At 39.4% G+C, this 13,177-nt stretch carries 11 protein-coding genes and 3 pseudogenes; 3 read left to right on the plus strand and 11 right to left on the minus strand.

Annotated features, from left to right (window positions below):
- Positions 1 to 226 (plus strand): hypothetical protein (locus ACFRAK_RS25760; protein WP_394572770.1); only part of this gene is annotated, 226 nt, incomplete at its 5' end.
- Positions 227 to 306: 80 nt separating this feature from the next.
- Here the strand turns inward: ACFRAK_RS25760 and ACFRAK_RS25765 are convergent.
- The 7 genes and pseudogenes from ACFRAK_RS25765 to ACFRAK_RS25795 form a co-directional block, all read right to left on the minus strand.
- Positions 307 to 438, minus strand: a complete 132-nt coding sequence (locus ACFRAK_RS25765; protein WP_394572781.1) for a hypothetical protein — start codon at positions 436 to 438, stop codon at positions 307 to 309.
- 107 nt (positions 439 to 545) lie between these two features.
- The gene (locus ACFRAK_RS25770) at positions 546 to 2,162 is read right to left on the minus strand and encodes an FMN-binding glutamate synthase family protein (RefSeq protein ID WP_394572771.1); all 1,617 of its coding nucleotides are present in this window, start codon (positions 2,160 to 2,162) and stop codon (positions 546 to 548) included.
- 47 nt (positions 2,163 to 2,209) lie between these two features.
- Positions 2,210 to 2,827, minus strand: a complete 618-nt coding sequence (locus tag ACFRAK_RS25775; protein ID WP_394572772.1) for an NAD(P)H-binding protein — start codon at positions 2,825 to 2,827, stop codon at positions 2,210 to 2,212.
- Between the two features lie 357 nt (positions 2,828 to 3,184).
- Positions 3,185 to 3,367 carry a YolD-like family protein gene (locus ACFRAK_RS25780; protein WP_076369858.1) on the minus strand — a complete coding sequence of 61 codons (183 nt, stop codon included), beginning with the start codon at positions 3,365 to 3,367 and terminating at the stop codon, positions 3,185 to 3,187.
- A 115-nt stretch (positions 3,368 to 3,482) separates the two neighbouring features.
- Positions 3,483 to 3,752, minus strand: coding sequence for a copper chaperone CopZ (copZ, locus tag ACFRAK_RS25785; protein ID WP_394572773.1), 270 nt, complete (start codon positions 3,750 to 3,752; stop codon positions 3,483 to 3,485).
- A 24-nt stretch (positions 3,753 to 3,776) separates the two neighbouring features.
- Positions 3,777 to 4,077, minus strand: a pseudogene (locus ACFRAK_RS25790) (metal-sensing transcriptional repressor).
- A 327-nt stretch (positions 4,078 to 4,404) separates the two neighbouring features.
- Positions 4,405 to 4,578: pseudogene (locus tag ACFRAK_RS25795) on the minus strand (flotillin family protein); the annotation flags it as partial.
- Positions 4,579 to 4,830: 252 nt separating this feature from the next.
- Between ACFRAK_RS25795 and ACFRAK_RS25800 the strand changes: the two are divergent.
- Positions 4,831 to 6,219 (plus strand): M28 family peptidase, encoded by a 1,389-nt coding sequence (locus tag ACFRAK_RS25800; RefSeq protein ID WP_394572774.1) that lies wholly within the window; start codon positions 4,831 to 4,833, stop codon positions 6,217 to 6,219.
- A 444-nt stretch (positions 6,220 to 6,663) separates the two neighbouring features.
- Here ACFRAK_RS25800 and ACFRAK_RS25805 read toward each other — a convergent pair.
- The 4 genes and pseudogenes from ACFRAK_RS25805 to ACFRAK_RS25820 all read right to left on the minus strand — a co-directional run.
- Positions 6,664 to 7,171 (minus strand): annotated as a pseudogene (locus tag ACFRAK_RS25805) (IS66 family transposase); the annotation flags it as partial.
- 443 nt (positions 7,172 to 7,614) lie between these two features.
- Complete coding sequence (locus ACFRAK_RS25810) at positions 7,615 to 8,886, minus strand: dicarboxylate/amino acid:cation symporter (protein ID WP_387604337.1); 1,272 nt, start codon at positions 8,884 to 8,886, stop codon at positions 7,615 to 7,617.
- Between the two features lie 130 nt (positions 8,887 to 9,016).
- Positions 9,017 to 10,678 carry a thiamine pyrophosphate-dependent enzyme gene (locus ACFRAK_RS25815; RefSeq protein ID WP_387604335.1) on the minus strand — a complete coding sequence of 554 codons (1,662 nt, stop codon included), beginning with the start codon at positions 10,676 to 10,678 and terminating at the stop codon, positions 9,017 to 9,019.
- Positions 10,679 to 10,737: 59 nt separating this feature from the next.
- Complete coding sequence (locus tag ACFRAK_RS25820; RefSeq protein WP_394572775.1) at positions 10,738 to 11,910, minus strand: LL-diaminopimelate aminotransferase; 1,173 nt, start codon at positions 11,908 to 11,910, stop codon at positions 10,738 to 10,740.
- 291 nt (positions 11,911 to 12,201) lie between these two features.
- Between ACFRAK_RS25820 and ACFRAK_RS25825 the strand changes: the two genes are divergently transcribed.
- Complete coding sequence (locus ACFRAK_RS25825; protein WP_387708767.1) at positions 12,202 to 12,975, plus strand: IclR family transcriptional regulator; 774 nt, start codon at positions 12,202 to 12,204, stop codon at positions 12,973 to 12,975.
- The last annotated feature ends 202 nt before the right edge of the window (positions 12,976 to 13,177 follow it).

Here is a 13,177-nt window from a genome sequence, read left to right on the forward strand (position 1 = left end):
TAATGAATATTTTCTGTTCGGCAGAAAAATTGGCCATAAAAAACACCCCATAAATGTTAGTTGGTGTCTAACATTTACGGGGCAGTTCAACTCGATGAAAATCGTGTTGGTCTACAGTCTTTTTACGGCTGAGCCTCCTGGACGCCTTTGCGCCTGCGGGATCTCCCTTGGACTCGCTTTTCCCGCAGGACTCTCCCACCTTCCGTTCCAATCAACTTTGCTTTAATTTTTAGATAGAACCCTTTTGCCTAAAGTCTTCATTGATTTAAAATAGAATGAATATAACTTAGGTGCTGAGCATGCATTCTAAACGGCTTGCCGCTTGTTTTGCATATTCCGCAGCATTTTCAAGATCATATCCATGACGGCTGCCTGACCGAACTGTTCAAATGCTTCGGAAATCTTCTGCTTGACTTCGACATCTGCCTCCCCTGTCATCGACCCAAGAATGGAACGAAGATGTCCCTCTTTGTAACAGGGTTATATTACTGGAGAAATTAAAGAACTTATATATGGTATATGGAGTATCCATTAAACCCAACCCTTTATTTCTCCACTTTTTCCTTATTTCTTAACTTCTCCACTTTTTCGGGAGTGAGGGTGATGTCCCGGACAGGCGAAACTCTTCCCCATTCATCCTTGTGAACGATGTGTTTTCGTTCAAATTTGGTCGGAGTATCTATACCTGCGGCAGCTGCAAGGTTAAACAGCCCCTCGCGGAGTGAAATCACGTAATTGGCGACTCGGTATTGTTTTTCCTCAATAACCAGCCCTTCCTGCAACTTTGAATCAGTCGTGGCTACGCCGGCGGGGCAGTGGTTTGTATGGCAGATTTCAGCCATGATGCAGCCAACGCTTATCATAAAACCACGGGCAATATTGACCAAATCTGCCCCCATCGCTAAAGCGACTGCCACTTTATCTGGAGAAGTCAGCTTGCCGGATGCAATCAGCTTGACCCTGTTACGTACATCATATTTTTTTAACATTTCATCTACAAGTGGCAAAGCTGACATAATTGGAAGTCCGACTGCATCAGCAAGCTCCTGATAGGTTGCCCCAGTTCCACCTTCTCCACCATCCACGGTGATAAAATCCGGCCCTTTACTTGTATCTCTCATGGTTTTCGCCATTTCCTCAAGTGCATCAAGATCCCCCACAACGATTTTGATACCGATTGGCTTTCCGCCTACATCCCTCATTCTTTCCACAAATTCGAACAATTCATTAAAATTCTTGAATTCATAGAACCGGTTAGGGCTGTTGATCGTTCGTCCAGGCTCTACCAGGCGGATTTGGGCAATTTCTTCTGTCACTTTTTGCCCTTCAATATGCCCACCTCTGATTTTGGCACCTTGTGCCAGCTTAATTTCAAATGCCTTTACTTGCTCGATTTCACTTTTCTTCTTGAATTCTTCCCAGGAGAACTCCCCACCTGGTGTCCTTACTCCAAACAGTCCCGGACCGATCTGCATGATGATGTCGGGATTTCCGGAGAGATGGTATTTGGAAAGACCGCCTTCACCGGTATTCATCCATGTTCCTCCTGCAAGGCCCAATCCTCCCGACAGTGCAGTGATGGCATTCTCCCCGAGTGCACCGTAGCTCATTGCAGACTGTCCTATGAGTCCCTTTAATTTAAATGGATTCTGGCATGTATCTCCTCCGATTATGACAGCATCCTCGTCACGTAAATAGTTCGGTTCTATTTGTCTATCTTCCCGATTCTCCTTTCGGGTCAATAGTCCTTCTTCAACTACTTCATATACCTTTGTATTGATTTTTTGGCTATTATCTATTCTCAATTCTTCCCGGAGTTTGGGAAACATGCTATTACGAATATAGTATCCAGCTTCATTGAAGTCACGTTCCGATCCAAATCCGATTAGACGCTCCTTATATTTACCTGCTTTTACAACATCCTCGAATTCCTTTCTTGAGAAAGGGGTGCCTTCATTATTATTTTCAAATAAATACTGCCTAAGTTCAGGTCCTATTTGCTCTGTCATGTATCTAATTCTACCGATTAGGGGGAAATTCCTTAGGATTGAGTGTTGTTTTTGTGTATCATCCTTACGGTAAAAGTACGCTGCGGCCACAGCTGTCCCTAAAACGGCAGATCCTTTTAAAACTGTAGGAAGGTATTTTTTCAACTTGGACATTTTATCACCCTTTGTTTCTTATTTTTTGTGCAAATTATTCGAGCTGTCTATAATCTTCGGAGTGCTTCATGAATCAGAATTTCTCCAGAAGTTACATTGATCGTTTTATTAAATACTTCTTTAGTATCCAGCGCTTCGACCAATACGGAAGCAATATCCTCTTTTGGGATCTCGTCTTTGTCATGCTCAATTGATAGTCCAGCTTCTACCTTACCAATTCCCGGCTTGTCCACAGGCATGCTTGTCCGTATAACCGTATATGTAAACTTTTCCTGTCTTAATAGCTCCTCTGAGTTAAAACGGATTGCACTAGCATCTCCCATTTCATTTGCCCGCATGGCGCTCATGAGAACAAAGCGCTTCACCCCATGTTTCTTAGCAGCCTCAACTGAGTCTATTACTGACTGATGGTCAACCAGTATTGGTTTGCCCTCCCCAGTCCGGGGGCTGGCGCTACTCAAGTAGATTACTGCTTCACAGTCCGAAAAAGCACTGGAAAATTCCCTTCTTTCCAATGAGACCACTGCTGATGCTCCAAGCTTAACCATTTCTTCGACTTTATTTTCAGCTCCCACTAGTGCTACCGGGTTATGGTGCCTGTCTGCCAGCTGTTTTACAACGTGCTCTCCCGTCATATCCTCTGTTCCTATTACAAGTACTCTCATTTTAAAACCTCCCTGCTAGCTTCATACTATCTATTTACCACTTTAAAGTTTAGTAAAACACTTAAGCTTCTTCTGCCGTATCGTTTATTTTAACGATACTTTGAAAGTTAATTATTAGGGAAATTCCCGTTTCATCATAATCGGACATCCATTATTACAGAAACTGCACGAACTACATTAGTGATTGGAATGAAACATCTCGCCAAGATTTTATTTCGTAAACCATAGTGAAGAAGCCAGGAAAGCTAAATGACCCTTTAGCTTTCCATATAAGAAAAAGAACCTCTAGTAAAATACTAGAGATTCAGGATTAATTAATATATTGTAACTTTAATTAATTAAATGAAAGTAATTAAGTTAATATATTTCCATTATACGAGATAAACGAATAGAGAAAATCTTTTGATTTTCATCCTTTAAGGAAAGGGTTTGTTCATGAAGGTTAAGTTTATGCAATTGACCCTTACATGTTTTTAATACTCCTTCTTTATAATAAATGATGGTCGTTATGCCCTTTTTTTTCAACGATTTCAAGATCATCTGATTATCTCCTTTCTGTCTATTCAATTATTTAATATTTGTATGATAATTGGTGCAATACTATGAAATCAGTTAAGATATGTATATTATATACTGAAAATCGTAAGCGTTTTCATTAATGTTGTGAACAATTTGTGAAAGTTTGAACATTATCATATTTTAGGGAAATTGGAATAGGTTGGGAAATATAATAACCTTGGCCATCAATTGTTTCTTTGATCTTATCAATACTAACTTCGTTCGGATTAAACTCAACACTAACAGTTCCAGAATCTAAGTTTACTTTATCAGTGGTAACTCCAGATAATTCGCCTACATTGCCTTCAACTGAATTTATGCAATGCCCACATGACATTCCTTTTACGTTAACAGTCATTTTTTCCATATCGCTTAGTCTCCTTTTATTTTTTCATAATTTTTGTATTGTCACCATTACCTCATCTAAAATCTCCGTATCCCCTTCTTGAATTCTTTCTAGAACACATGACTTCACGGCGGCACTATTTAAAGCTGATTGAGTAGCAGATATTTGAGTAATGACATCATCACAATACGTATCCTTTTCAATTAATCCTTTTATTCCTCGAATTTGTCCTTCAATTCAATCTTGTTACTAAATTATTTTTCACTTTATCTGAATGATGGCTCTTTCTTTCACCATCTGATGAGCAGCATTGATCGATCTCAAGACTTTCTGAATTCATCGACATTGCCTCACCTCCTTAATTGCATAATACTATACCCCTCTATGGTATGTGACATCGGATTTTATTTACTTTACTACGGTTTGCTTAAAAATACTTATGTGTATCTATACTAACCTAATGCCTATATGAATATATTTTTCATGTTGTTGGTTAAAGATTATTATAAAAACTTTTACCAAAACGAAATTTCTGATGAAATCAAAATATACCACCTAAAAGTTATAATCCTCTTAAATCTCACTCTCGATATTAAATAAATCCTTATTCAATAAAACTCCATTATGCTAAAGATACCTTTATTTGACACATTTTGTGCCCTTTGTGTGTCCGTTTTGTAAGACCGTCCATACGAACGCATTCCGCTTCTGCTTTTGCCATGGCTTCGATTTTATACTTTTCTGCATCCGCTTCCGTTACCTGTTTCATTTTATTTGCGGAAGCCGCCTGCTCTACCGCTTAAAGGTCGGCATCCGCCTTTTTCTTCACTTCGGATTCATATTGCTTTACAAAAGTTACGTTAAAATGAGGTTGATAGATTTGAATGTTTGATCATTTTTTTACAATACAATATATTGACGGCTTCAATACATGATGCGATTCTTCATTAAGAAGGATCGCTTTTTCTTTGCGGCATAATCTTAAGGGAGAGCGGGTGTAAGAAACCGATTGATAGATGGAATTTAAAGACTAATGACTCATTTACAAACTATTCAGTTAAATACATAATTAGGAATATTATGAATAAGGAGGGATTATATGTATAAAAAATCAATAACAGTACTATTAGCTGCAGGTATGGTTCTATCAACCGGTACAGTATTTGCACAAATAAACGGGGCAACAAATGCCCAGTCTGACACAGCTTTTGATAACAAAGTTATCAAAAAAATTAGTGCGGACAATATGTATAATACGATTGCCTATCTATCAGAGCAACCGAGGGCTGCTGGTACAGAAGGGGAGCTCCGTGCAGTCAAATACATAGAAAGTCAGTTTAAGAGTCTTGGTTTTGAAACAAAGATTCAGCCTTTTCCCATCTATGATACGGTGCAAAATGTAAAAGTGAAAATTGGTGACAGTGATTTAGGAGGAACACCGCGTGCCCTTAGCGGCAGTATCAGCGGAAAGGTAACAGCCGAACTTGTTAATGTTGGAAAAGCAAAGCCAGAGGAAGTTGGAGAAAATGTATCTGGGAAAATTGCACTAGTTGAACGTGGGGACATTACCTTTGTTGAAAAGGTTCAGAATGTCCTAAATAAAGGAGCGGTTGGCGTTTTAATGTACAACAACTCACCATCAGGAAATAATTTCGGACAAGTATCAGCGGGGCAAAATATACCTGCTGTAGCCATTACCCAAGCCCAAGGGTTAGAGTTGGTCGAACAGCTTAAAACTAAACAAATCACGTCCACTCTGGAAGTGGGAAAAGCTGAAAGGATCGAAAAGACATCCTACAATGTCATCGCTTCCCTAAAACCAAAAGCCAATAAGGATAATGGTCAAATCGTGACTGTTGGAGCCCATCATGATTCTGTCCCGGGCGGCCCTGGTGCAAACGATGATGCTTCGGGTGTATCAGCTGTGCTGGAACTGGCACGGATCCTGGCCAAAACGCCAATTGACACTGAAATTCGCTTCCTCACGTTCGGATCTGAGGAAAGAGGGCTCGTTGGATCATCCTTCTATGCAGATTCCCTTCCCAAAGAGGATGTAGACCGCATGGTGGCTCACTTCCAAATGGATATGATAGGCGGACGTGATGCTGGCGAGGATAACCCTGCAGGTGGTTTGATTATGTATACCATTGATGGAAAGAAAAACCTTGTTACGGACCTGGGCTCCTCAGCAGGGGCCAGAACGATGGATGTTGCGATTCCTTATGGACAGCTGGGCAGGAGTGACCACCAACCATTCCATGAGCTTGGCATTCCATCGGCCTTGTTTATCCATTCCCCTGTAGAGCCTTGGTATCACCAGCCTACAGATACACTGGATAAGATATCGAAAGAAAAATTGCAGCAAGCAGCTGAAATTGTCGGTGCCAGTGTGTATCAAATTGCCCGTCCGGAAACTCCGGCATTAACAAATGCACGTGTAGCTCCTGGCAAGGTAGACTATGATTTTGATGACCGTCCGGTAGATTAAATACTTCATTATACAGAATTACGAGATTAATAATGGAGCTTGGAGAAAATCAGGAGGGCACCTGTGCAGTTTACAGATGCTCTCTTCTTTTTTTCGGTCAGCGCCTCGTGCATATTTTTTTCACTATTTCTAAGCTCTATTATCAGTGTACCTCTCCAATAATACTTCACATAAATAATTTCAACCATCAATTGATAGAAATCCAAAAACAGCTCAAACTTTAATGGATGAGCTGTTTTTGGAAATTTCAGGTTGCAAACTAAATTCATAACGCTTTCTTAGTCGCAAGTATTATAGCCATGTTCTAACTGTAAATGAACCAAAGATAAAGATGAGAAATACAAACATAACCGTGTTCAGTAAACTTAAATTCGATGTTATTGTTTATTAATCATCTGTCCAACAGCTGCCCCCATAAGAAAGTGAACAAGTAGCCCCCAAATACTACATGGGTGGTGTATTTCGGGACGATGTTTTGTTTGCTTCACTTTTTATCGGTACTCTGCAAGCCGAGGGTAAACTAGATGACCACGGCAAGACTTTATCTATTTCTATTTTATTCGTTAGATCCATATCTATCAGCATCTCAAACAAATAGCGAAGATAATGATAGGGACTCAAATCCTTCTCTTTTGCCGTTTCAACCACACTATACATGATGGCACTCCCTCTAGCACCTCGCAGTGTATTAGAAAACATCCAATTTTTTCTCCCATTCACAAACGGCTTAGCTTAATGGAACATTCACTTCTGTTGTTGTCGATTTCTAAATACCCGTCCAATAAAAAAGCTTCAAGATGCTTCCATTGATTCAAACAATAAGTGATAGCTATTCCTAGCGCACTTTTTGGTAGTACGAGATCTTTTTGTTCATAAAGCCATGCTGGAAAAAGGTCCAGAATGTCCTGCTTTTTTCCAGTCGCTGTTCATGTCGTTCTGTAGGGTCGACATGTAACTTCATATTAGGGTTTGAGTTAGAGTGGTGTCTTACTCATATCTTATTGAGGAGTCCTATTTTTTTCAAAGCTGAAAAATAACGAACTACAGGAATGCTATCCTGCTGGGGACCGTTGTAACCTGCTTTCGGTGACGTTTGAGAAGGGTATTTCCTAATCTCCCTCTCTTTTCCAACGGTAAGACTGATACCAAATCTATAAAAAGAAGCAGCCACAACTCCTTCAAATCAAACGGACGATGATAAATAAAATCACTGTCCGTTCTATTTTTCTATCTATTCATCATCCCCCTAGCACTCTTCCTCTCCATGCAAACGCATACAAAGAAAGATCTAACCCATTTATGGTTAGATCCTTTTATCTTTTTCATTTTTTAAACAACTTTTTCTATGCAACCTTCTGTGTCAATTCTTCAACAGGTTAATCAGTATGTTTCTTTTTAATCAACTGAAGTTCCAGTTCCTTTTTCAACTATGACCGGAAATTTTTTGAACAATACGGCTTTTCTATGATCAAAACATCCTTCCCATTTGGATATGGCGATAGTTGCTAATGCATTCCCAATAATATTGACGATTCCGCGTGCCATATCCATAAGCCTATCTACTGCAAGAACCAAAGCTAGACCTTCTACCGGCAATCCAACAGCGACCAGCGTTGCGGATAAAACAGCAAATGATGCCCCAGGTACAGCTGCAATCCCCTTTGATGTTAGCATCAATACAAGAAGTATCGTAAACTGCTCCATAAGTGTTAAATCAATACCATATAACTGTGCGATAAAAGGAACAACCATTGCCTGATACAAAGCTGAACCGTCTAAATTAAATGTGTATCCAGTAGGAATGACAAAAGATACTACAGAGCGATCACATCCAAATCGATTCATTTTATCCATAAGCTGTGGCATTACGGTTTCCGTACTGTCAGTAACGTAACCAATAATTAATTCTTCTTTTAGGTTGCGAATCAGTGTCCACAAATTTACTTTTAAAAGCCATGCGAGGGAACCAAATATAATTACAATAAATACTATAATCGTAATGTGGTTAACGATTAGTAATTTGCCCAACGGAATGAGAGATTTAAACCCAAAGGTCGCAACGGTATTAGCCATTATGGCAAAAACACCGAACGGAGCAAATTTCATTACAAGGTGGACGAAATTAAACATCGTTTCCGAAACCCCTTGGAAAAATTGCAGCACAATTTTTCCTTTGTCTCCTGTGGAAGCCAACGCGATACCGAACATCACAGCAAAGAATATAACAGGAAGTATTTTCCCTTCCGCTAATGATTTAAAAAGATTAGGTGAAAAAATACCGATTAAAACGTCAATAGGTTTGGTGTCTTCTGCTGTTTGCGTATATTGCTGAATATCGGCCTTTTCCAATTGGCTACTATCGATTCCTACACCAGGTTGAGCCAAATTAGTGGCAACTAATCCTACAACTAGGGCTATCGTCGTTAAAATCTCAAAATAAATGATTGTTTTGAATCCTATTTTGCCCATCCGTTTCAAGTTCCCCATGCCGGCAATACTTGAAACAATAACTGAAAATACAAGAGGGATAATAACAATTTTAATCATGTTAATAAAAATCTCACCAAGAGGCTTTACGGCTTGACCATATTGCTTAGACAAAAATCCCAATAAAAGCCCCAACACCATACCGGCGACAATTTGCCATATTAAACCTTTTTTATTCATAACTTACCTCCTTATTAGTTTTAATATTAGATACCTATAAGGTCCAGCCGTTTTTGGGGAAGTTATACATTAAGACTGAAAGCCCTGCTCTACTAGAGAAGAATTCTCTTCTGTATATGAGTGTATTTGTTTAGGCTTTTTGCGTCGACTTTTCACGTATAGAGTTAATGGTTCCTTGTACAGTAATACGCTCAGGATTTGTCATGATTTCAATGAGTGTTACTCCTTTAGATTTAAGTGCACGCTCAAGCGTATCTTTAAATTCCTCTTCCTTTGTTACCCTAAAAGCTTGAGCTCCTAGGGCAGCCCCTAAAGAAGAAAAATTCACATCACTTAACTCTGTGCCGATCACTCGCTCCGGATAATGTATTTCTTGATGCATGCGAATCGTTCCATACATACTATTGTTAAATACAAGTGCGATCACTGGAATATTGTAACGGACTGCCGTTTCTAACTCTTGTGTCGTCATCATAAAACCACCGTCACCTGATAATGAAACGACCGTTTTATCTGGATTTGCCAGTTTGGTACCTAATGCCGCTGGTAAACCATATCCCATCGCACCAGATGTTGGACCAATATATGTTTTAGAACGGTTAAAGGAATAAAAATTGTGTAACCAACTTGCAAAATTACCGGCATCATTCGTAATAATTGCATCCTCTGGAAGTGTTTCCTGAAGAATTCGAATAATTTCCTTATTATCAACACTATGCTCCTTCTCCGCGTCCACTCCGTCTCCAGCATGCTTATATATTTCATTCCTCTCTTTTGCCCATTTAGACCAGCTTTTGTCCACATTCATATCAAGTAATTCTTCTAGTGCTTCTCTCGCATCAGCAACAATACCAACATGTGGAATATACACCTTACCGAGTGTCTCCTCTTCAATATCGATATGAACCAATTTCTGTTCCTGGTTTAGAATGCTATAATCCTGTGTTGTAACCTCCGATAAACGTGTGCCAATTGCCAGAACTAGGTCAGCCTGACGAAGCGTACCGAGTATAGGCGCAAATGTGCCAAGTCCAGAGTGACCGACATACAATGCATGATCATTAGGAAAGACATCATGACGACGGAATGACGACATTACTGGAATCTCAAATTTTTCTGCCAGTTTACGTAACGCCTGTTCTCCATTTGCTGCAATTACGCCTCCTCCAGCAAGAATAACCGGACGCTCTGATTGTTCCAGTAGTCGTTGAACGGATACGATCTCTTGCGTACCTGGACGTGGTGCCGGAACTGGAGTAACAGGTCCAAAGCTCATTTCCGCTTCTGCTACGAGAACGTCTTCCGGAAGAGCAATGACAACAGGTCCCGGTCGCCCGCTCTTTGCGATGCGGAACGCCCGCTGAACAAGTTCTGGCATACGTTCTACATCTTTAATTTCCACGGTCCATTTGGCAATGTGACCGAAAAAACGATCCAAGTCTACCTCTTGAAACCCTTCTCTGCCCCGGAATTTACTATGGACCTGGCCTAAGAAAACAACCATAGGCGTGGAATCCTGGTAAGCAGTATGAATACCAATAGCTAAATTGGCACCACCTACCGCCCGCGTCGCCATGGCGACACCCGGTTTACGCGTCGCTTTCCCGTATGCCTCAGCCATAAAAGCGGCACCGCCTTCATGACGTGTAGAAATCAATTGAATGCTTTCCGTTTCATAAATGCTATCCATTAAAGGTAAATAACTTTCTCCGGGAACGCAGAAAACATGCTCAACACCTTCTAGTTTCATACATTCTACAATTGCACGTGCTCCGTTCATCGATTTTCCCATTGTTTTTCTCTCCTCTATAATTTCAATATTTGAAATAGCATTTCATACATATCGCAGAACTAATCAGTAATCGTTACTTTTGTTTTAATTCGATGTATTGCTTCATACAATCTTTCAGTTGGTACGGATAAAGAGATTCTGAAATATCCCTCTCCGTATTCTCCAAATGCTCCGCCCGGCGTTACAATTACACCGGCTTCTTCAAGCAACTTGGTTGCAAATTCGCTAGAAGTGTATCCTTCTGGTACAGATGCCCAGATAAAAAAACTTCCTTTCGGTGTATCGGATTCAATTCCTATTTCCCGAAGCGCCGCAAGCATTCCTTCCATCCGCTCTTTATATATCTGATTGTAATCTTCTACGCAATATTGTTCAGACACAAGTGCAGTGGCAGCAGCTTTTTGAATGGGAAGGAACTGGCTTGTATCCATATTACTCTTCACAACGGATAGCGATTGAAGAGCTTCTTTGTTTCCTACTGCGTACCCAATTCTCCATCCTGTCATGCTATATGTCTTTGAAAGAGAACCAAACTCTACGGCAATCTCCTTTGCGCCTTCTACCTGCAGAATGCTTGGAGCTGTATATCCGTTAAATGTAACCATTTGGTATGCAGCATCATGTGCAACGACCATTTGATTACGTCGAGCAAAATCCACGGCTCCCTGGAAAAATGCTAAATCCGCTGTAGCGGCGGTTGGATTTCCCGGATAATTCAAAAACATTAGCTTCGCTTTTTCGACTTCTTGCACGGGAATTGATGTAAAATCCGGTAGAAATCCATTTTCTTTTAATAGCTCCATACTATAAGGAATGCCATTGGCCAGATAAGTAGCCGTTCGATATGTGGGATATCCCGGGTCTGGAAGCAATACAACATCGCCTGGATCAATCGATGCAGTAATAAAATGAGAGATTCCCTCTTTTGAACCGATTAGCGCAAGAATTTCCGTCTCTGGGTCCAAGTCAACATTAAAACGATCTTTATAAAATTGGGCCACCGCTTTTCGGAATTCTAGACAACCACTGTATCCAGGATATTTAAAATTATCCGGGTCTTTCATTTCCCCAATTAATCGATCTACAATGTGCTGTGGAGTAGGCAGATCTGGACATCCAATGCCTAAATCAATTACATCTACTCCTTGTTCAATTAAATTTTGTTTCTTTTTATTAATCTCATTAAACAAATAAGGGGGGACATTCTTAACACGCTTCGGTTTTATAAACATTTTTTCTCCTTTCTGTGCAATCCCAATTCAATATTCAAAAGGGAACTTTATATCTCGTTTCAACTATTGAAACGGCATTTCTTTTTTATAAACTAATATTAAAACAAATAAACTAAATATTCAAAAGTTTTGTAAAATAATGTTATATATTTTTGTTCTTTACCTTTCTTTGATTTTTAATAAATTTCCATTTATCATAATATTACAAAAAAATCGTTTCAATATTTGAAACACCATTTAAAATATGATTAAATATTTGATAGATATGAACTGTTTAAGGGGGGGGAAAATATGAACCAAAGTGTAATTAAAGCACTCAAGTTGCTTGATTTTTTTTTAGAAGAAAAAAAAGAATTAACACTCAGTGAAATAGCAACAAAATCTGATATGCCAAAGCCATCAGCCTATCGATTCCTTACCTCTCTGGAGGTATGTGGTTTTTTGGTAAAGACAAAGAATACCGAACAAGATGTTCGCTACCGTTTGGGTCTAAAACTGCTTGAATTAGGAAACATAGTCTCAGAACAATTAGATTTACGTACCATTGCTTTACCCTGGATGAGAGAACTTTGTGCTGACATTAATGAAGCTGTACATCTGGTTATACTCGATGGAGATGAAGCTGTATACATCGAAAAAGTAGAAAGCAGCCAAGCAATACGGCTGCATACAAGGGTTGGGAAGCGTTCTGAGTTATATATCGGTTCCGGTCCAAAATTGTTGCTTGCTTATTTGCCCGAGACAGATCGGGAAGCTCTTCTGGAAAAAATGACTTTTACTAAATTCACGCCGTATACAATTAAAAATAAAGAAATTCTGTATAAGGAAATTGAACAAATACGGTGTAATGGATATTCCATTAGTAAGGGTGAGCAGGATGAAGAAACAATAGGTATTTCCTATCCTGTACTTGACTATACGGATAAGGTAGTCGCTGCGCTTACTGTAAGTGGTCCGAATACGAGAATGCAGGAGAAAGTTGAAGAAACTATTCGTAAGAAAACAAAAGAAACTGCCAGTCATATTTCTCATGAACTAGGATATATAGAAACGGACGTTCTATAGAACAGGATATACTAACCGCTGTTATCTAGAAAAAGTTTTTTATACGGTGGAAATGACATTAGTTTCATGCTAAAAACGATCGTTTATGATGAGCTTTTAGCATACACGAAAATAAAGCGGTTAAATCATCTGACCCAAAATTTTATTACAATGCGTCTTTGTCAGAAAAGATATTTAATTTAACAATAAAATCTCAAGATTT

It is taken from the genome of Peribacillus sp. NPDC056705 (genome assembly GCF_043656335.1).